At 71.4% G+C, this 18,275-nt stretch carries 19 protein-coding genes and 1 tRNA gene; 6 read left to right on the forward strand and 14 right to left on the reverse strand.

Going from position 1 to position 18,275, the window contains the following annotated elements; genetic code table 11:
* Positions 1–78 precede the first annotated feature (78 nt).
* Both JNB62_RS10455 and JNB62_RS10460 read right to left on the reverse strand, forming a co-directional pair.
* Positions 79–1,551 carry a DUF3375 domain-containing protein gene (locus JNB62_RS10455; RefSeq protein WP_220300809.1) on the reverse strand — a complete coding sequence of 491 codons (1,473 nt, stop codon included), beginning with the start codon at positions 1,549–1,551 and terminating at the stop codon, positions 79–81.
* 25 nt (positions 1,552–1,576) lie between these two features.
* Complete coding sequence (locus JNB62_RS10460) at positions 1,577–2,254, reverse strand: hypothetical protein (RefSeq protein WP_220300810.1); 678 nt, start codon at positions 2,252–2,254, stop codon at positions 1,577–1,579.
* Between the two features lie 88 nt (positions 2,255–2,342).
* On the opposite strand from JNB62_RS10460, the gene JNB62_RS10465 reads away from it, so the two are divergent.
* Complete coding sequence (locus JNB62_RS10465; protein WP_220300811.1) at positions 2,343–2,948, forward strand: TetR/AcrR family transcriptional regulator; 606 nt, start codon at positions 2,343–2,345, stop codon at positions 2,946–2,948.
* Positions 2,949–2,991: 43 nt separating this feature from the next.
* The gene (locus JNB62_RS10470; RefSeq protein WP_220300812.1) at positions 2,992–3,774 is read left to right on the forward strand and encodes an SDR family NAD(P)-dependent oxidoreductase; all 783 of its coding nucleotides are present in this window, start codon (positions 2,992–2,994) and stop codon (positions 3,772–3,774) included.
* Between the two features lie 3 nt (positions 3,775–3,777).
* On the opposite strand, the gene JNB62_RS10475 is transcribed toward JNB62_RS10470, so the two are convergent.
* From JNB62_RS10475 to JNB62_RS10485, 3 genes are all read right to left on the reverse strand, one after another.
* The gene (locus tag JNB62_RS10475; protein ID WP_220300813.1) at positions 3,778–4,821 is read right to left on the reverse strand and encodes a LacI family DNA-binding transcriptional regulator; all 1,044 of its coding nucleotides are present in this window, start codon (positions 4,819–4,821) and stop codon (positions 3,778–3,780) included.
* A gap of 134 nt (positions 4,822–4,955) precedes the next feature.
* Positions 4,956–7,163, reverse strand: coding sequence for an alpha/beta hydrolase-fold protein (locus tag JNB62_RS10480; protein WP_220300814.1), 2,208 nt, complete (start codon positions 7,161–7,163; stop codon positions 4,956–4,958).
* Positions 7,164–7,296: 133 nt separating this feature from the next.
* A tRNA-Pro gene (locus JNB62_RS10485) sits at positions 7,297–7,370 on the reverse strand.
* 141 nt (positions 7,371–7,511) lie between these two features.
* Between JNB62_RS10485 and JNB62_RS10490 the strand changes: the two genes are divergently transcribed.
* Positions 7,512–8,096, forward strand: coding sequence for a GNAT family N-acetyltransferase (locus JNB62_RS10490; protein WP_220300815.1), 585 nt, complete (start codon positions 7,512–7,514; stop codon positions 8,094–8,096).
* Here JNB62_RS10490 and JNB62_RS10495 read toward each other — a convergent pair.
* On the reverse strand, positions 8,086–9,267 hold the full coding sequence (locus JNB62_RS10495; RefSeq protein WP_220300816.1) for a low temperature requirement protein A: 1,182 nt from the start codon (positions 9,265–9,267) through the stop codon (positions 8,086–8,088). The genes JNB62_RS10490 and JNB62_RS10495 overlap by 11 nt on opposite strands.
* Positions 9,268–9,304: 37 nt before the next feature.
* Here JNB62_RS10495 and JNB62_RS10500 point away from each other — a divergent pair, with 37 nt between their 5' ends.
* Positions 9,305–9,985, forward strand: coding sequence for a lysoplasmalogenase (locus tag JNB62_RS10500; protein ID WP_220300817.1), 681 nt, complete (start codon positions 9,305–9,307; stop codon positions 9,983–9,985).
* Positions 9,982–10,386 (forward strand): RNA-binding S4 domain-containing protein, encoded by a 405-nt coding sequence (locus tag JNB62_RS10505; RefSeq protein ID WP_223231059.1) that lies wholly within the window; start codon positions 9,982–9,984, stop codon positions 10,384–10,386. Before JNB62_RS10500 ends, JNB62_RS10505 begins: the two co-directional genes overlap by 4 nt.
* On the opposite strand, the gene JNB62_RS10510 is transcribed toward JNB62_RS10505, so the two are convergent.
* Positions 10,356–11,273 (reverse strand): NUDIX domain-containing protein, encoded by a 918-nt coding sequence (locus JNB62_RS10510; protein ID WP_220300818.1) that lies wholly within the window; start codon positions 11,271–11,273, stop codon positions 10,356–10,358. The two genes, JNB62_RS10505 and JNB62_RS10510, sit on opposite strands and share 31 nt — an antisense overlap.
* Positions 11,274–11,356: 83 nt before the next feature.
* On the opposite strand from JNB62_RS10510, the gene JNB62_RS10515 reads away from it, so the two are divergent.
* A complete protein-coding gene (locus JNB62_RS10515; RefSeq protein ID WP_220300819.1) occupies positions 11,357–11,785 on the forward strand; it encodes a GNAT family N-acetyltransferase in 429 nt (142 codons plus the stop codon).
* A gap of 7 nt (positions 11,786–11,792) precedes the next feature.
* On the opposite strand, the gene der is transcribed toward JNB62_RS10515, so the two are convergent.
* From der to JNB62_RS10550, 7 genes are read right to left on the reverse strand one after another with little or no spacing between them, the layout of a single operon-like run.
* Positions 11,793–13,331: a ribosome biogenesis GTPase Der gene (der, locus tag JNB62_RS10520; protein ID WP_220300820.1), complete on the reverse strand. Its 1,539-nt coding sequence runs from the start codon at positions 13,329–13,331 to the stop codon at positions 11,793–11,795.
* Between the two features lies 1 nt (position 13,332).
* Positions 13,333–14,034: a (d)CMP kinase gene (gene cmk / locus JNB62_RS10525; protein ID WP_220300821.1), complete on the reverse strand. Its 702-nt coding sequence runs from the start codon at positions 14,032–14,034 to the stop codon at positions 13,333–13,335.
* Positions 14,027–15,133 (reverse strand): prephenate dehydrogenase, encoded by a 1,107-nt coding sequence (locus JNB62_RS10530; protein ID WP_220300822.1) that lies wholly within the window; start codon positions 15,131–15,133, stop codon positions 14,027–14,029. Before JNB62_RS10530 ends, cmk begins: the two co-directional genes overlap by 8 nt.
* Complete coding sequence (locus JNB62_RS10535) at positions 15,126–15,935, reverse strand: pseudouridine synthase (RefSeq protein ID WP_308291777.1); 810 nt, start codon at positions 15,933–15,935, stop codon at positions 15,126–15,128. Before JNB62_RS10535 ends, JNB62_RS10530 begins: the two co-directional genes overlap by 8 nt.
* Complete coding sequence (scpB, locus tag JNB62_RS10540) at positions 15,932–16,549, reverse strand: SMC-Scp complex subunit ScpB (RefSeq protein ID WP_220300823.1); 618 nt, start codon at positions 16,547–16,549, stop codon at positions 15,932–15,934. The genes JNB62_RS10535 and scpB overlap by 4 nt, the downstream gene beginning before the upstream one ends.
* On the reverse strand, positions 16,539–17,387 hold the full coding sequence (locus JNB62_RS10545) for a segregation and condensation protein A (RefSeq protein ID WP_374450762.1): 849 nt from the start codon (positions 17,385–17,387) through the stop codon (positions 16,539–16,541). The genes scpB and JNB62_RS10545 overlap by 11 nt, the downstream gene beginning before the upstream one ends.
* A complete protein-coding gene (locus JNB62_RS10550; RefSeq protein ID WP_220300825.1) occupies positions 17,371–18,261 on the reverse strand; it encodes a ParA family protein in 891 nt (296 codons plus the stop codon). Before JNB62_RS10550 ends, JNB62_RS10545 begins: the two co-directional genes overlap by 17 nt.
* Between the last annotated feature and the right edge of the window lie 14 nt (positions 18,262–18,275).

Below are 18,275 nucleotides of genomic sequence, written 5' to 3' on the forward strand. Positions count from 1 at the left end.
CCGGCGGCCGAGGTCGCGGCACCCGCACTGAGCGAGGAGCGAGTCGAGGTGTCCACGTTTTCGATCGCGGTGTCGAGGTCAGTCATCGTCGCTCTCCCTGGAGGTGCGGGCGGTCACGGCGCCGAAGGCGAACCGGCGCGTCGTGCCGTCGGGGCGCACGGCCTCGACGACCGAGACGGCCTCGCCCTCGGTCATGCCGTTGCGGTGGGCGATCTCGAGCAAGCCGAGCAGGTCCACCGGGCGCCTGGTGTCGTCGGCCGTGCCCTCGAAGGCGGCGGCGAGGTCGAACTCGTCGCCGAGGCCGGCGACGTACGCCTCGAGCTCGGCGTACCTCGGCCCACCCCAGGCCCGGGTGTCCGCATCCACGAACTCGGCGTCGTCCGCGGCGTCCGACAGTGGCGCGGGGGCCCCGGGCGGCCGGATGTCGCTCGCCGACTGGCGCAGGTGTCCGACGGCGGCCATCGGCAGGCTGCGCACCGGGTCGACGGGCGCCTCGGCCGACGAGGTGCTGGTCCAGGCCTGCAGTCCCGACATGACATCGCGCAGCAGGTCGTCGACCTGGCGGTCGCGCACCGGATCGTGCGTGCGCACCTGGCCGGTGATCACGTGCGACGCCCGGCGCTGCGCAGTCAGCACTTCGAGCACTCCGAGCTCCACCCGACGGCCGATGGCGTCCAGCTCGGCACGCTGGTCGGCGTCCATGAGGCGCGCGAACGGCTGGGCGAGCACGGTGTGCAGCTGCTCGGCGAGGTCGTCGATGCGCTCGGGATCGCCCAGCAGTCGCAGGGCGCCCGCGAACGCACGGCCCTCGGGGGTCGACTGCATCACGTGCTGACCGCGTTCGAGATACTCGCGCAGAACTTCGCCCGTGGGCCGCACGTCGCGTCGCAGATCGGCCACGACGTCGCGCTGCATCGCCTTGATCGACTCCGCGACGCGCGCGAAGTCGGCCGGCAGCTCGCGGGCGAGGTGCAGCACGTTCTCGGCCTCTTCGAGCAGCTGCTCGTCGTCGACGGGAGCGGTGCCCTCGGCCTGGATGCGGAGGATCTCGGCATCCAGCGCGTCGCGCTCGGCCGTCAGGCGGGCGATACGCGCCTGCGGGTCGGTCTCGGCGTCGGCCGCCAGGCGTTCGACGGCTTCGAGCAGTGTCCGCACCCGCGAGTTCGACACGCGCGTGCGCCCGCCGCCGGTGCGACCCGTGATCTCCAGCGCGCCCACCGCGTGCGCGGTCAGACGGTACACCTCGACGTCGCCGTCGATCTGGGGCACGAGCCAGCCCACGCGCACCCAGTGACGGCAGATCTCGCGGGCCGTGCCCGACGGCAGCGCGCGCTCGTCGTCGTCGTACCCGGCGGCACGGAGCTCGTCGAGGATCTCGGCGATCTCGGCGTGCGCATCCGCGACGGCCACGGCCGGGCGGTCCACCGTGAACACGATCGACAGCACCGCGACCACGAACGGCGCATAGCGCCGATGCAGCAGGTCGAGCGTGGGAGTCCGGAACGCCGCCACGGAGCGCAGATACGCCGCCTCGGCACGCGTGTTGGTCATCCCCACCAGCGTACTGGGCGCCGGGTCAGGGGATGTGCCGCCGCACAGCCTCGAGGAACGCCGCCGGGTCGTCCGCCGACACGCGCACAGCCGAGACGGTCACGTCGCCCTGCGGCAGCCGCAGCGCCGTCGGGCGCTCCAGCGTGATCTCGATGTCGGCGAAGTCCTGCACGACCTGGTTCAGGACCTGCTCGTCGCCCTCGCCGGTGAGGCTCAGGGCCGGAGCACCCGACAGCCCGATCCGCCGCCTCTCGACCGACGCGATCGCCTCCCACGGCAGCTCGAGGTCGACCTCTCCCCCGTGGCGGACGCGGATGCCGGCGGGTCCGACCGCGTGCGGACGGCTGACGTATGCGCACAGCATCCCGACGACGGTGAGGACGCCCCAGACGCCCAGCGCGAGCATCGGCCAGCGTACGGCGGGGATCCCGCGGAACAGCAGATCCATGATGGGGATCTCGACGAGCGACAGCACCGCGAAGACGATGAGCACGGTGCGGACGGGTCGGTCGTATCCGATCGCCGTCGCTCCGGCCGGCACGCGCGGACGCCGCGCGAGCACTCGTCCCAGGCTGCGCCACCCGGCCGCTTCGGCCGCCAGCGCACGGCGGAGGCCGTGGCGGATCCGGTCGGCGCCGTGCCGCTCGGCGCCGATCCGTCGTGGGGCAGGCGCCGTGTCTGCCCGCACGAGTGGCTGCGGCATCCCTCGTCCTTCCGTTCACATTGCAGTTGTAATGTAACCGCGCGCGGCGGCGCTTGTCAATACGACTGCATTGCGAAAAGCTGTCGTCATGCCGAAACGCGTCGACCATGACGAACGGCGGCGCGAGATCGCCGCGGCGGTCTTCCGCGTGACCGCGAGGGACGGATTGGATGCCGCAAGCCTGCGCCACGTCGCGACCGAGGCCGGTGTGACCGCGGGCATGGTGCAGCACTACTTCCCGTCGAAGGACGCGATGCTGCGCTACGCGATGGGCGAGGCGCGTGCCCGCTACGAGGAGCGGATGACCGCCGCGATCGAGGCCCTCGGGCCCGACCCGACGCCGCGCGCCGTGCTGGGCACGATGCTGCAGAACCTCATCCCCCGCACCGCCGCCGAGATCGACGACGGTCGCGTCAGCCTCGCGTTCCAGGCGCATGCGGCCACCCACGCGGAGCTGTCGGCGCAGCTCGCCGATGACGACGCGCTGCTGCTCGGACACGTGGCGCAGCTGGTGACCGCCGCAGCGGGGTCCTCCACCGACGCATCGGAGGCGACCGTCGTCGCGACCGGGCTCCTCGCGACGGCCGAGGGCCTCGGGCTGAAGGTGCTGAGCGCGGGCCTGGACCCCGCGGCGGCGGTCCTCGCCCTCGAGCGTCAGCTCGGGCTCGCGCTCCCGACGCGGTCACACAGCTGATCCAGCAGGCACGGTGACGGGCGATCCCTCTAGGGTGCTGGTCATGCCGCATTTCACGCCACGCTCCCCAGACGACTCGCGCGCCGGCCAGGTGGCCCTCGTCACGGGCGGATCGTCGGGGCTCGGCGAGGCGATAGCGCGCGCTCTCGCGACGACGGGCACCACGGTCGTGATCACCAGCCGCGACGCCGACCGTGCCGACGAGTCCGCCCGGCGCCTTGCCTCGGACACCGGGGCCGACGTGCGCGGGCGCGCGTGCGAGGTCACCGACGAAGAATCCGTCGAGGGGCTCGGCGCGTGGATCGGCTCGGAGTTCGGCCGGCTCGACGTGCTCGTCGCAAGCGCCGGACGTCAGGCGCGCGGCTCGATCGAGAGCCTCGATGTCGCGGCCCTGCGCGCCTGCCTCGATGTCAACATCGTCGGGACGTGGCTCGCGTGCCGCGCCGCGTTCCGCCTCATGAAGCCGGCGGGCTACGGACGGATCGTGACGCTCGCCAGTGCGCTCGGACTGGTCGGAGCCGCCGACCGCTCGGCATACGCTGCGAGCAAGGGCGCCGTCGTGCAGCTGACGAAGAGCCTCGCGGTGGAGTTCGCCGGGGCGGGCGTGACCGTGAACGCGCTGGCGCCCGGGCCCTTCCGCACGCCGCTCAACGCCGGCGTCGACGACGACCCTCAGGTGCGGCGCTTCCTCGAGCACGAGATCCCGGCCGGTCGATGGGGCGACCCCTCCGAGCTGACGCCGGCCGCGATGCTGCTGACCAGTCCCGACGCGGGGTTTCTCACCGGCGCCGTGCTGTCGGTCGACGGCGGCTGGGTCGCCCACTGACGCTCAGCGCGTCGACTGTCGCTCGATGAGCCGGAAGTCGACGACGACCTTGCGCGGAGCAGGCTGGTGCTCGCGGGCGACGCCGTCCAGCCGCAGTCGGATCCGCTCTTCCAGCAGCGCGACGGCCTGGGCGGCGATCTCGTCGCGACCGGGGTCGATCGTGGTGAGCGGAGGGAGCGAGTACGCGGTCTCTTCGATGTTGTCGAAGCCGACGAGCCGCACGTCCTCGGGAACGCGCAGTCCGCGATCGGTCAGTGCCGCCAGAGCGCCCAGCGCGAGCGTGTCGGCGAAGGCGACGACCGCGTCGGGCACGACGCCGCGATCGAGGATCTGCGCCATGGTCGCCGCGCCCGTGGAGTGGAAGTAGTCGCGCACGCCGATGACGGCGCGCGGATCGACGTCGAGGCCATGCGCGTCGAGTGCTTGGCGGAACCCCTGCATGCGAAGGGTCCCGCTGCTGGCGGACGGATCGTCCTTCGCCCCGAGGGGGACGATGCTCTTCGCGCCCCGCGCGATCACGTGTTCGACCGCAGCCCGGGCAGCTTCGACGTTCTGCATCGTCACGTGGTCGACGCCGGCATCGAAGATGCGCTCGCCGAGCAGCACGAGGGGGAAGTCGACGTCGAACAGCCCGGCATCCTGCTGCCCCAGGGCCAGCGGCGAGAAGATGACGCCGTCCACGAGGGAGCGATAGCTGCCGTCCAGGACCTTCAGCTCGCGGGCTCGTTCGTCGTTGGTCTGCTGGATGAACACGGTGAGACCGACCTTGGCGGCCTCGCGCATCACCGCGTCGGCGAGCTCGGCGAAGTACACGCCGCGCACCGCCGGGAGGACGAGGGCGATCACGCCCGTCCGCCCGCGGCTGAGGTTCCGCGCCGAGACGTTCACGTGGTAGTCGAGATCGCGGATCGCCTTCTCGACGCTCTCACGCGTCTCGGGGCGGATGTACGGATATCCGTTGAGGACGTTCGAGACGGTCTTGATCGACACCCCCGCGACCTGGGCGACATCGCGGATCGTCGCCGAGCCGCTCGCCTTGCGTGCCACGGTCTGTGCCGCCTCCCTCGGATCAGTCGTCAGGGTACAACACCGCGGCCCGTGCTCCACGGCCCCGCGCGCGCCCGTGAGGCGCAGAGGTGGGGGCCGGCGTCCGCCGGCCCCCACCTCATCGCTGGTCGCGACTACCGGAACAGCGTCGGCAGGAAGTCCGACAGGCCCTGCCACCACACGTCGAACCCGTGCGGACCGGGAACGATCGTCTTCACGGTCGGGATCCCGTTCGCTGTCAGGTTGGCCTCGACGCCGTTGATCGCCGAGACGGCGCCCGCATCGACGTCGCCGGCGTAGAGCGTGACCGACTTGGTCGTGGCGATGACCGTCTGACCCGCGGGCGTCGACGGGTCCAGCGTGGCGGCCGTGAACGGCGGCGAGAACATGCCGAAGTAGGCGAAGTTGCCCGGGTGGTTCAGCATCGCCCCGTTCGTGAGGAATCCGCCCCACGACAAGCCGGCCATCGCCCGCTGCGACGGGTCGTCCGAGACGTTGTACTGCGCGCTCACCAGCGGCATGACGTTGCCCGACAGGTCGGGCCAGATGTCGAACGGAGCGCCGGTGTACCCCGGCATCACGACGACCATCGGCGTGATCTCGCCGCGCGCGTAGAGGTTGTCGAGGATCTGGGCCGCCCTGCCGACCTCCGTCCAGCTGGCGTAGTTCTGGGCGAACCCGTGGTACAGGTACAGCACCGGGTAGGCCTCCGCACGCTCCGGGTCGTAGTCCACCGGCGTCCACACCTTGAGCTTCGAGGCGCCGAACGCGCCCGTGTAGCTCAGCGTCGAGACCTGACCGGCCTGATCGGCGGGCACGTCCGCCAGCAGGGGGGTGCGCTCGCCGCCGGGCACGAAGAGCTGGCTCTCCATGTTCACGACGTTCGTGGTGTCCTGCGGGTCGTGGAAGCCCACTCCGTTCACCTCGTACCGCCAGTAGTAGTAGCCGTCGATGGGGCCGATCGTGGTGCGCCAGCGATCGCCTTCCTTCGTCAGCGGGATGCGGAACCACTGCCCGTTGGGAGCCCAGTCGCCCCACAGCACGACGTCCTTGGCGTCGGCCCACTGGGTGCCGGTCTCGAAGGTCACCATGCCGTCGGCGTCGATGTGCGGCGTCGTGATCGTCCCGACGGCCGGCGCCGTGTACGGCGCCGACTGTTCCCGGTGCCCCTCGCTCGGGCCGTGATCCTTCACGTGGGGCTGGAAGGCCCGCGACGCGAAGTCCCGCAGGTTCTCTCGCCACGTGTCCCACACACCGCCGGTCTCGGGGTGGACGCCGTCGAACTCCACACGCACGCCGGCCTGCTCGAGCGACTCCCGGGCCTCGTAGGTCCCGTTGTAGTGGGCGTCGACACTGTTCCCGACGTAGAACCGCAGCAGGTCCGTCTTGGCGTTGAGCTTGCGGGCCTGCGCCGGCGTGACCGCGGTGTCGTCCGAGAGGTACCCCGAGAGCGACCCGACGGACCCGAAGACGCCCGGGTCGCTCACCGCGAGCTCGAGCGCCTGAGCCGCGCCCCGCCCGATGCCGGCGACACCGGTGTCCTTGCCCTTGCCCGACACGTTGTACGCCGATCGCACCGCCGGGACGATGGCATCCATCAGCTCCGCGCGGAAGTCCGCGTCACCGGCGTCGGCCATGACCACGACCATCGATGCGAGGTCGCCGTCGACGGCGAGGTTGTCGAGCACCTGCGAGGCGCGTCCGAGCTCCAGCCACTCTCGGGCGGACTGCCCCTCGTCCGCGAGCAGGTACAGCACGGGGTAGGCGTGCGCCGGCTTCGTGCTGTAGCCGGGAGGCGTCCACACCATGACGGAGTGCTCGCTGTCCGACACGGCCGAGTCGTACGTGAGCTCAGAGACCGTTCCGCCGCCGGACGCGACGTCATCCATCCACGCCACCTCGGGTCCGGGCACGAACAGCGTGTTCCAGTCGGGGTGCGCGGTGACCTCCACCGGGCTGTCGGGATTGCGGAAGGGCACCTTCGACCGGTCGGGCATGGTCGCCACGTACTGGTAGTAGTACAGGCCGGGCTCGAGCGGCCCGATGTTGGCGGCGCAGTTCGCGCCGCTCCCGTCGAGCCCCATCGCCGCCCACGTGCGCGAGGGTCCGAAGTTGCCCTCGATCTCGGCGCCGGCGCCCGTCGAGTTGCCGCACGCGTTGGACGGCACCTCCGACTTGGGGACGGTGAAGTAGTGGTAGATCCCCTTCTGCGACTCCCAAGGGTCGGGAGCGGCCGCAGCAGGGACCGCGGTCGCGATCGAGATCGCCGCAGCGACCACGATGCCGGTCGCCGCCAGGGCGCCGGTCGAGCGAGGCCTGCGAGCCCGCTGGTCAATCCTCATTGAAGAACCTTTCGTCGGTAGTACACCGGTGTACATGACGCAATCTACAACGGTGTAGAACCGCGCGACAAGGAATTCGTGGGCAGAAACGACAAAACCCTGGCGGATCCTCCGATCCGCCAGGGCTTCTCTGTCGGGATGACAGGATTTGAACCTGCGACCCCTTGACCCCCAGTCAAGTGCGCTACCAAGCTGCGCCACATCCCGATGTTCAGTTGTCGTGCCCGGCCTGCGCGCGGACAACTCGACCATCCTACCCGGTCCGCGGAGGCCTCGCGAACACGGCGACCGCCGGGCGTGGCATCCCGCTGCCTTGTCGATGTCGCCGGCCCGCAATAGCGTCGCGTCATGGCGAACATCACGATCGAGCCCGCGACGGCAGACCGCTTCGACGACGCGCAGCACGCGCTGAGCGGCGGTGGCGACGGGCGCGGCTGCCAGTGCCAGTGGTGGACGATCACGAACGCGGAGTTCAACCGCACGACGCTCGACGAGCGCCGTGAGCTCCTGCGCGACGAAGTGGCCGCCGGTCCCCCGCCGGCGCTCATCGCGTACGTGGACGGCGAGGCCGCCGGCTGGGTGCGCGTCGGACCGCGCACGCGGCAGGTCCGGCTCGCGCGCACCCGCAACTTCGCCGCGTCCGAAGAGCCGTGGGACGACCCCGGCGTGTGGGCGGTCAGCTGCTTCGTGGTGCGCAAGGAGCACCGCAACCAGGGACTCAACGCGAGGCTGCTCGAGGCGGCGATCGACTACGCCCGCTCGTCCGGCGCGCGCGTCGTCGAGGCCTACCCGCTCGACACCGACGCCGGCAGGAAGATCCCCGTCAACGATCTGTACCACGGGGTGCTGTCGACCTTCCAGGCCGCGGGATTCCGTGAAGTCGCGCGTCCGCGACCTGAACTCGCGATCGTGTCGCTCGACCTCACACGCTGACCGCGCGGGTGGCTGTGCCCGCCTGATCGACTTCGAGCACGATCACGACGCCCACCAGCAGCGCCGCGGCCACGACGTACTCGTTCGAGGGCAGCAGGCCGCTCAGCGCGATCAGCACGGCGCCGGCGAGGACCGCCACTGAAGCCCAGCGCGCCAGCGATGCCCGCAGCAGCACGATCCACGCGCCGACCACGACGATCGCGATGGGCACCGTCAGCGCGAGGCCGGCGATCGCCGGCGGCACCGACGTGTGCCCGGTGATCTCGTCGATCTCCACCTCGACGCCCGCCGACACGGCTCCGACCGCCGCGAAGATCGCGTAGTGCAGATACCCGAAGCGGAAGGCCGATCGCCGTCCCTCCAAGCGGCTGTGCTGCTCGCGCGCGAAGTAGACCCACCAGATGCCCGCCGTCACGATGATCCCCGAGATCGCGAGGGTCAGCAGCTCAGGCACGTGCTCGCCCTCCCCCAGTGCATCGAAGATGGCGTTGGCCGACGCGAGCAGGCTCTCGCCGAGCAGCAGCAGCGTGAACAGTCCGTACCGCTCCGCGATGTGGTGCGGGTGCCACGGCGTCCGACCCGCGGCCTCGCCCCACACGGGCACCAGCAGCTCGAACGCGACCAGCACGAAGAAGGTCCAGAACTGCGCCTGGTCATCGAGCAGGTAGATGCGCGCGACCCACAGCACCTGCACCGCTGACACGCCGAGCGCCATCCGCAGCGCCGTCCGGCGCGATGCGGGATCGGATGCCGCGGCCCGCAGCCACTGGGCGACCAGCGCCAGGCGCATGATGACGTAGCCCCACGTGACGACCACGTAGTCGAACGACACCATCGCGTCGTGGATGCCCGCGGCGAGCACGAGGACGCCGCCCATCTGCACGATCGTGAGCACGCGATAGAGCCAGTCGTCGGTGTCGAACGCCGATGCGAACCACGTGAAGTTCATCCACGCCCACCAGATCGCGAAGAACACCATCAGGTACGAGAGCACGCCCTCCCCGACGTGATCGTCGCTGATGAGGTGGTGGAGGTTCTGGGACGCCTGCGACACCGCGACCACGAACACGAGGTCGAACAGCAGTTCGAGCGGCGTCGAGACACGGTGCGGGGTGCCGTTGTCGCGGGCGGACATCCGGATGAGACCCATCCGGGCGAGCACATCGGTCATGCGACGATTATCGTGGCCCTGCACATCGAGGAGGATCATGCGTCGGCTCTGGATCGCGTTCGGCCCGTTCATCGTGCTGTCGATCGTTCATGTCGCGGCACTCGCGGCGGACGCGGACGCGCTCGCAGCGCCCACCAAGCTGACCCTCATGCCGCTGCTCGCGTTCGCCGTCGTGTGGGGCTCGCGCGGCACCCCCTGGACAGGGTCGCTCACGCTGCTCGTCGTCGCGATCGGCCTGTCGTGGCTCGGCGACGGCGCGGGGACGTTCTTCCCCTTCGCGCCGGAACTGCCGATGATGCTGCTGTTCTTCGGCCTGGCGCACGTCTGCTACATCTGGCTGTTCTGGCGAAGGCTGGCGGTACGCCGCGTCCCGCCGTGGGCGGCCGTGTACGCCGCCTGGTGGGTGGTCCTGCTGGCCGTGCTGTGGCCGCACCTCGGCGGCCTCGCGATCCCGGTGGCGGTCTACGGCCTGGTGCTCGGCGGGACGGCGGTGGCGGCATCCCGCTGTCATCCGCTCATTACGTGGGGCGGCGTGTTCTTCTTGGCGTCGGACTCGGTGCTCGCGTTCCGCCTGTTCCTGCCCGACGCGATGCCGGGCTGGACGAGCCCGGTCGTCATGCTGACGTACACGCTCGGGCAGGGCCTCATCGCGGCGGGCGTGCTCTCCGCGGTGCGAGCCGGGCGCCCCGCGTCGACGCGGACGCCGGTGGCGGCATGACCGACGCGTCCTCGCCGATGCGTCCGGTGCGGGTGGATGCCTGGCTCTGGGCCGTCCGCATCTACAAGACCCGCTCGGCGGCCACCACGGCGTGCCGTGCGGGACACGTGCGCGTCGGCGGCGAACGCGCCAAGGCCGCGCAGCTGCTCAAGCCCGGCGACGAGGTGCGCGTGCGCATCGACGGGTTCGACCGCATGCTCGTCGTGCGGCAGACGATCTCGAAGCGCGTGGGCGCACCGCTCGCCGCGGCCGCCATGGAGGACCGCACTCCCCCGCGCGACCCGACGCCCGTCATGGCGCAGCGCGATCGGGGCGCCGGGCGCCCGACCAAGCGCGAGCGCCGAGAGATCGACCGCCTGCGCGGACGCGATCAGCCCGGCTGGGACGACGACGGCAGCTGATCCACCAGCCAGCGGGTTCCGCGGACGGCACCGCCGGCATCCACGATCCGCTCCGAGAGCCCGCGGTCGCTGGTGACGACGGTGACGGACCGCCCGGATGCCGCCAGCCGGCGCGTCTCGGCGACGATCGTGTCGTCGCCCTCGCTCGCCGCGCGCACGACGTCGATGCCACCGGCGTCCACGGCGGAGCGCGCCTGGCCCTCGAGGACCGCCGTCCACTCGGGGTACCAGACCTGCTCGGGAAGGCCGAGGGCCGATGCCGCCACGCCCTGCGTAGCGAGCTCCGCGAGCCGCGTCAGCAGTCGGGACGCCGCACCGGGCCGGTCGCGCCACCAGCCGTCCGGCACCGAGCCCATCACGTTCGCGACGTCGACGACGACGGCCGGGCGGACCTCGAGCAGGCCGCGCAGGCGCTCCCAGGACGCGGCGAACCCCGGGTGCAGCGGGTAGTCGGCGACCGCGTCGGCGCTCACCCACGCGAGCTCGCGGCTCTCGGGATCGCTGATGACGGGCTCGAAGGGCACGACGACGTCGCCGACGACGGTCGTGTAGCTCCAGTAGCCGAGGTCGAAGACGCTCAGCAGACGGGGGCGGATCGCCGCGTCGGGCACCCCCGCCTCTTCCGCGGCCTCGCGCAGCGCGCCGTCGCACGCCGACTCGCCCTCGTGACGCGCTCCGCCCGGCAGCGCCCACGTGTCGCCGAAGTGGCTCCACGACACGCGGTGCTGCAGCAGCACACCGCCCTCCGCGTCGACCGCGAGCAGGCCGGCGGCGCCGAACCGGCCCCAGTACCGCTCGCCCGTCGGGGCGACCACCCACGCGTCACCGGGGTCGCGCGGGCCGTGCGGGCGGCGCGGCTCACCGGGTGCGGGAGGCTCGATCGTCACCCGCCCAGCCTGTCACACCGGCAGGCCACAGGCTCGCGACCGGCACGTCACCCGTCACGCGGCGACTCGCCACAATGGTCCCCATGCACGACGACGCCGGCACCGAATACGACCTCGACGACGATCCCGCACGCATCCAGCCCGACGTGGTGTGGGACTGGCTCTCGACGGAGGCGTACTGGGGGCGCTGGCGCTCGCGCACCGACGTCGAGACCCAGATCGCGAACGCATGGCGCGTCGTGGGCGCCTACCGCCGCGACACGGGCGAGCAGGTGGGGTTCGCGCGGGCCGTGTCGGACGGCGTCGGCTTCGCCTACCTCGCCGACGTCTTCGTGCTGCCGGAGCATCGCGGCCACGCACTCGGCAAGCGACTGGTGCAGCTCATGATCGACGACGGGCCGGGCGCCGACATGCGGTGGACGCTCTTCACCGGCGACGCGCACGGCCTGTACCGGCAGTTCGGCTTCGCAGAGCCCGACGCGACCGCGATGGTGCGCCCCTCCCGGCGATAGCCCCGGCTCAGCGCTGGCGGCGCTCGCGCACCCGCATGTTGATGACGATCGGCGTGCCCTCGAAGCCGTACAGCTCGCGCAGGCGCCGCTGGATGAACCGGCGGTAGCCGGGGTCGAGGAATCCGGTCGTGAACAGCACGAACGTCGGCGGACGCGTCGAGGCCTGCGTGCCGAACAGGATGCGCGGCTGTTTGCCGCCCCGCAGCGGGTGCGGGTGCTCGGCGACGAGCTCGGTGAGGAACGCGTTGAACTTGCCCGTCGGGATCCGCTGATCCCATGACTCCAGCGCGGTCTCCAGCGCGGGGACGAGCTTGTCGAGGTGCCGGCCGGTGCGCGCCGAGATGTTGACGCGCGGCGCCCACGCCACGTGCGCGAGATCCTGCTCGATCTCACGCTCCAGGTAGCGGCGGCGGTCCTGCCCGTCCATGTCGTCGTCGTTGAGGCGATCCCACTTGTTGAAGGCCAGGACGAGCGCGCGGCCGGACTCGAGCACGAGGTCGATGATGCGGACGTCCTGCTCGCTCAGCGGCTGCGTGACGTCGAGCACGACGACCGCGACCTCCGCCTTCTCCAGCGCGGCCGACGTGCGCAGCGACGCGTAGAAGTCGGCACCCTGCTGCAGGTGGACGCGACGGCGGATGCCCGCCGTGTCGACGAAGCGCCACAGCTTGCCGCCAACCTCGACGATCTCGTCGACCGGGTCGCGCGTCGTGCCGGCGAGTTCGTTCACGACCACGCGCTCCTCGCCCGCCGCCTTGTTCAGCAGCGAGGACTTGCCGACGTTCGGCCGCCCGAGGATCGCGACGCGGCGCGGGCCGCCGATCTCGTGCTTGGCGACGGCCGACACCTCGGGCAGCACCTTCACGACCTCGTCGAGCAGGTCTGCCACACCGCGGCCGTGGATGGCCGAGACGGGGTGCGGCTCGCCGAGACCCAGGTTCCACAGAGCCGCTGCCTCGGGCTCCTGGCGGGCGTCGTCGATCTTGTTCGCGACGAGGAAGACGGGCTTGTTCGCCTTGCGCAGCAGGCGCACGACGTGCTCGTCGGTCGACGTGGCGCCGACCATGGCGTCCACGACGAAGAGCACGACGTCCGAGAGGTCGATGGCGACCTCGGCCTGGAGCGCGACCGAGCGGTCGATGCCCTTCGCGTCGGGCTCCCAGCCCCCCGTGTCGACGAGGGTGAAGCGGCGGTCCATCCACTCCGCCTTGTACGTGACGCGGTCGCGCGTCACGCCCGGGGTGTCCTCGACGACGGCCTCGCGGCGGCCGAGGATGCGGTTGACGAGTGCGGACTTGCCGACGTTGGGGCGACCGACGATCGCCACGACAGGAAGGGCGGGCAGGAACTCGATGCCGTCCTCGCCGCGGACGAGGCCGGCGAGCAGCTCGGCGTCCTCCTCGTCGAGGTCGTAGTCCTCGAGGCCCTGGCGCAGGGCGCTCGCCCGCTGCTCGACGAGCTCGTCGTCGAGGGCGGCCAGGTTCTCGGCGAGGCGGTCGTCTCCCGCCTCGAACTCGTCGAAGTCGGAACGGTTGTCAGCGGCCATCTCAGGCTCCCGTCTGTGCGGTGTCCGCCGTGGGGGCCGACAGAGCGGCTGCGATCACGCCGAGCACGGCGTCCACGGTCTGGTCGAAATCAAGGTCGGTCGAGTCGACGACCTCGACGCCGGGGGCGGCGGTGAGGAAGTCGACGACGGCCGAGTCGGATGCGTCGCGCTGGTGGAGCGCCGCGGCGACGGCCGCGGCATCCTGAGTCGTCAGCTCGGCGCTGCGACGCGCGGCGCGCACCTCCGGCGCCGCCGTCAGCAGGATGCGCACGGGCGCGTCGGGCGCGACGACGGTCGTGATGTCACGGCCCTCGACGACGACGCCGGGGCGTCCCGACTGCGCCACCAGGGCGCGGAACAGGGCGTTCACCGACTCGCGCACGGCGGGGACGCGGGCGACGCCGCTCACGGCGTCCGACACGCGCGGCTCACGGATGGCGTCCGTGACATCCGTCTGGCCGACACGCACCCAGTACTGGTCGGGGTCGAGCGAGATGGCGTAGTCGAAGTCGCCCGACACGTCCAGGACGGCGGCCGCGTCGGACGTGTCGATGCCGTGCTGCAGCGCGTGCCACGCCAGCGCGCGGTACGCGGCGCCGGTGTCGAGGTAGCCGAAGCCGAGTCGACGGGCCGTCTGCTTCGAGACGCTCGACTTGCCGCTGCCGGCCGGGCCGTCGATCGCGACGATGGTGACGTCAGTCATTGGTGGTGCTCGCAATCTTCCAGCCCCGCGCTTCGAGACCGTCGACGGCGCGGCGCACCGCGCTCGGGACGACGCTGATCTCGGCGAGGCCGAACTGGGCGCCGGGAGAATGCTCCAGGCGCAGGTCTTCGACGTTCACGTCGAGCTCGCCGAGCTCGCCGAACAGGCGTCCGAGCTGACCGGGCGTGTCGTCGACCATGACGACCACCTGCTCGAAGCGGCGGTTCTGGCCGTGCTTGCCCGGGAGGCGCTCGACGCCGTCGTTGCCGCGGCGGATCGTGTCGGCCACCGCACGGCGGGCGCCGGGGGCATCGGGGTCGCGCAGCGCGTCGGCCACCGTCGTCAGGTCGGCCGCGATGCGGTCGAGCACGTCCACCACGGGCGCGGCGTTGGCGCCGAGGATCTGCACCCACAGTTCGGGGGCGGATGCCGCGATCCGGGTCGTGTCGCGCACGCCCTGGCCGGCGAGCCGCAGGGATCCGTCCGGCGCGTCGACGAACCGGCCGGCGAGCAGGCTCGCCACCAGCTGCGGGACGTGCGACACCAGCGCCACGCCGCGGTCGTGGTCTTCGGGCGTCATCTCCAGCGGTGTCGCGCCGAGATCGAGCGCGAGGCCCTCGACGAGGGCGAGGTCGGCGGCCGGAGTCTCGCCGTCACGACACACCACCCACGGGCGGCCGACGAAGATGTCGGCGCGGGCAGAGATCGCTCCCCCGCGCTCACGGCCGGCGAGCGGGTGCGAGCCGATGTAGTGCGTCAGGTCCACCCCGCGTTCGCGGAGCGTGCGCAGCGGCTCGAGCTTGACGCTCGCGACGTCGGTCACGACGGCGTACGGGTAGCGCGCCAGCTCGCGCTCGATGACGTCGGCGGTCACATCCGGCGGCACCGCCACGACGACGAGCGTCGGGTCGTCGTCGTCGGTCGCCCGGCGGCCCGCTCCGTAGTCGACGGCCAGCCGCAGCTGCGACGGAGACGTGTCGTCGAGCGCCACGTCGACGCCGTGCGCCCGCAGCGCGTGCCCGATGCTCGCGCCGAGCAGCCCGGTGCCGACGATGCGCACCGTGCCGTGCACGCGCGACGCAAGGACGGGCTCACTCATCGGGCGCCTTCCTTTCGACGGTGTCGCTGTTGCCGGTGTCGCGGCGCGCGAGAGTCAGCAGAGCGCCCTGCTCCACTTTAGTCAACTCGCGGGCGCGCCCGGCTGGCAGCGTTCCCAGGTGCAGGGGCCCGAACTGCCGGCGGACCAGCTCGACGACGGGATGCCCCACCTCGGCCATCATGCGGCGCACGATGCGGTTGCGCCCCGAGTGCAGCGTGAGCTCCACGAGCGATCCGCCGCCCTCGGCCGAGGCCGACAGCAGCCGCGCCTTGTCGGCCGCGATGGGGCCGTCTTCCAGCTCGACCCCGCGCAGCAGGCGCTGGATCGTCTGCGGCGCGACCTTGCCCTCGACCTTCGCGATGTACACCTTCGTCACGCCGAACGAGGGATGGGCGAGCACGTGCGCCAGTTCGCCGTCGTTCGTGAGCACGAGCAGGCCACTGGTCTCGGCATCCAGTCGCCCCACGTTGTACAGGCGCTCGGGCCAGTCCTTCGTGAAGCGGCGGAGGTCGGGGCGCCCGCGGTCGTCCTTCATCGAGCTCACGACGCCGGTGGGCTTGTTGAGCATGACGTAGCGCTTGGACTGGTCGAACTGCACCGCGGTGCCGTCGACGTCGACGAGGTCCTTGTCGGGATCGATGCGCGAGCCGAGCTCGTCGACGACGCGGCCGTTCACGCGCACGCGCCCCTCGACGATCATCTGCTCGGCCACGCGACGCGAGGCGACGCCCGCGTTCGCCAGCGCCTTCTGCAGCCGCACCCCTTCGCCTTCTGCCGGTCCCTGAGCCTGACGAAGGGTCACCGTCGTCCTCCTTCTTCTGCGCCTTCGGCGACCTCGTCCGCTCCGTCCAGGAGCGGCGAGATGTGGGGCAGTTCGTCCAGCGAGTTGATGCCGAGGTGCTCCAGCAGCGCATCCGTCGTGCCGTAGTTGATGGCTCCGGTCTCGGCATCCGCGAACAGCTCGGTGATGAGTCCGCGCGCCAGCAGCGTCCGCACGACGGAGTCGACGTTCACGGCGCGGATCGACGCGACCTGGCTGCGCGTCACCGGCTGCTTGTATGCGATGACGGCCAGCGTCTCCAGCGCGGCCTGCGACAGGCGCGACGGCGCCTGCCCGCCGACGTACTCGCTCACGAGGTCGTCGAACTCCTCGCGCACGTAGAGGCGCCAGCCGCCGCCGACCTCGCGCAGCTCGAATCCGCGCGCCGGCCCGCCGGAGCGCCCGTCGTAGTCGTCGACCAGGGTCTCCAGCGCCTGGCGCACCGCGGGCACCGGCGCCGAGACCGCCGTCGCCAGGCTCACGAGGCTCTGCGGCTCCTCGACGATCAGCAGGATGGCCTCCAGCCGCCGCGCGACGTCGTCGGTGTCGACGACCACCGGCTCCCTGTCGGTCGCGATGGTCGGGTCATTGGTCATAGTCGGCTCCCAGGGTGGCGAGGTTCTCGTCGCTCCAGCGATGCGCGCTCCAGCGCAGGGTCAGCTCTCCCAGCGGCTCCAGCTGCTCGAACGAGAGCGCGGCGTGGCGGTACAGCTCCAGCACCGACAGGAACCGGGCCACGACCACGCCGGTCTGGCTCACGCCGGCGATGAGCTCGCGGAAGGTCAGGGAGCCGGCATCCCGCAGCAGCGTCACGACGATCGCCGCCTGCTCGCGGATGCTCACCAGCGGCGCGTGCAGGTGGTCGAGGCCGACCGTCGGCAGCTCCTTCGGCGTCATCGCCAGGAGCGCGAGTGCGGCGAAGTCCTCGGCACTGAGCGACCACACGAGCTCGGGGACGGCGTTGCGGTACTTCTCGTCGAGCCGCACCGATCGGGCGTGGCGGCGCTCCTCACGGCGCAGGCTCCGCTCGAACCACGCCGACACCTCTTTGAACGCCCGGTACTGCAGCAGCCGGGCGAACAGCAGATCCCGCGCCTCCAGGAGCGCCACCGACTCGGCGTCCACCAGCTCGCCCTGGGGCAGCAGACCTGCGACCTTCATGTCGAGCAGCGTCGCCGCCACGACGAGGAACTCGGATGCCTCGTCCAGCTCCTCGTCCGGCCCCACCTCGCGCAGGTACGCGATGAACTCGTTGGTGACGAGCGACAGCGACACCTCCGTGATGTCGAGCTCGTGCTTGGAGATCAGGCTCAGCAACAGGTCGAACGGGCCGTCGAAGTTCGACAGCGACACGCGGAAGCGGGGCTCGGGCTCAGGAGTCGTCCCCGGCTCCCCGGTCGCTGGGCTTGTCGAAGCGTCAGGCGACAGCACCACGGGCGACCAGCTCCCGCGCCAGTCGCAGGTAGGCCTGCGCCGCGGCGTGCTCGGGCGCGAACTCGGTGATCGGCATCCCCGACACGGAGGCATCCGGGAACTTCACGGTGCGGCCGATCACGGTCTCGAGCACGTCGTCGCCGAACGCGTCGACGACCCGCTCGAGCACCTCGCGCGAATGCAGCGTGCGCGGGTCGTACATCGTCGCCAGCACGCCGTCGAGGGCGATCGTGGGGTTGAGGCGATCGCGCACCTTGTCGATCGTCTCGATGAGCAGCGCGACACCGCGCAGGGCGAAGAACTCGCACTCGAGCGGGATGACGACGCCGTGGCTGGCGGTGAGCGCGTTCACGGTGAGCAGGCCGAGAGACGGCTGGCAGTCGATGAGGATGACGTCGTAGTCGCCCTGCACTTTGCGCAGCACGCGCGACAGCGTCTGCTCGCGGGCGACCTCGTTGACGAGGTGCACCTCTGCCGCCGAGAGGTCGATGTTGGCCGGCAGCACGTCGAGGTTCTCGACACGCGTGTGGACGATCACCGAGTACGGGTCGACCTTGCCGTCCAGCAGCAGGTCGTAGATCGTCGGGATCTCGTGGGTCTGGATGCCCAGGCCCGCCGACAGCGCGCCCTGCGGGTCGAAATCGACGGCCAGCACCTTGCGGCCGTAGCCCGCGAGCGCGGCGGCGAGGTTGATCGTGGTCGTCGTCTTGCCGACGCCGCCCTTCTGGTTGCACAGGGCGATGATGCGGGCGGGGCCGTGGCCGTCGAGCTTCGGCGGCGTCGGAAAACCCTGGTAGGGGCGGCCGGTCGGCCCGATGGGGACGTCAGACTCCGCGACCTTCGCCGTCTTGGTCTTCGTCGTGCTGTCAGCCACCGTGCTCCCGCTTC

It is taken from the genome of Microbacterium jejuense, assembly GCF_019511665.1.
In the GTDB taxonomy this organism is placed as follows: Bacteria; Actinomycetota; Actinomycetes; order Actinomycetales; family Microbacteriaceae; genus Microbacterium; species Microbacterium jejuense_A.

Excerpts from the sequence above, each read along its gene's own strand:
- JNB62_RS10455 (WP_220300809.1), bottom strand. The coding sequence starts at position 1,551 with ATGACCAACACGCGTGCCGAGGCGGCGTATCTGCGCTCCGTGGCGGCG.
- JNB62_RS10460 (WP_220300810.1), bottom strand. The coding sequence starts at position 2,254 with ATGCCGCAGCCACTCGTGCGGGCAGACACGGCGCCTGCCCCACGACGG.
- JNB62_RS10465 (WP_220300811.1), top strand. The coding sequence starts at position 2,343 with ATGCCGAAACGCGTCGACCATGACGAACGGCGGCGCGAGATCGCCGCG.
- JNB62_RS10470 (WP_220300812.1), top strand. The coding sequence starts at position 2,992 with ATGCCGCATTTCACGCCACGCTCCCCAGACGACTCGCGCGCCGGCCAG.
- JNB62_RS10480 (WP_220300814.1), bottom strand. The coding sequence starts at position 7,163 with ATGAGGATTGACCAGCGGGCTCGCAGGCCTCGCTCGACCGGCGCCCTG.
- JNB62_RS10490 (WP_220300815.1), top strand. The coding sequence starts at position 7,512 with ATGGCGAACATCACGATCGAGCCCGCGACGGCAGACCGCTTCGACGAC.
- JNB62_RS10495 (WP_220300816.1), bottom strand. The coding sequence starts at position 9,267 with ATGACCGATGTGCTCGCCCGGATGGGTCTCATCCGGATGTCCGCCCGC.
- JNB62_RS10500 (WP_220300817.1), top strand. The coding sequence starts at position 9,305 with ATGCGTCGGCTCTGGATCGCGTTCGGCCCGTTCATCGTGCTGTCGATC.
- JNB62_RS10505 (WP_223231059.1), top strand. The coding sequence starts at position 9,982 with ATGACCGACGCGTCCTCGCCGATGCGTCCGGTGCGGGTGGATGCCTGG.
- JNB62_RS10515 (WP_220300819.1), top strand. The coding sequence starts at position 11,357 with ATGCACGACGACGCCGGCACCGAATACGACCTCGACGACGATCCCGCA.
- der (WP_220300820.1), bottom strand. The coding sequence starts at position 13,331 with ATGGCCGCTGACAACCGTTCCGACTTCGACGAGTTCGAGGCGGGAGAC.
- cmk (WP_220300821.1), bottom strand. The coding sequence starts at position 14,034 with ATGACTGACGTCACCATCGTCGCGATCGACGGCCCGGCCGGCAGCGGC.
- JNB62_RS10530 (WP_220300822.1), bottom strand. The coding sequence starts at position 15,133 with ATGAGTGAGCCCGTCCTTGCGTCGCGCGTGCACGGCACGGTGCGCATC.
- scpB (WP_220300823.1), bottom strand. The coding sequence starts at position 16,549 with ATGACCAATGACCCGACCATCGCGACCGACAGGGAGCCGGTGGTCGTC.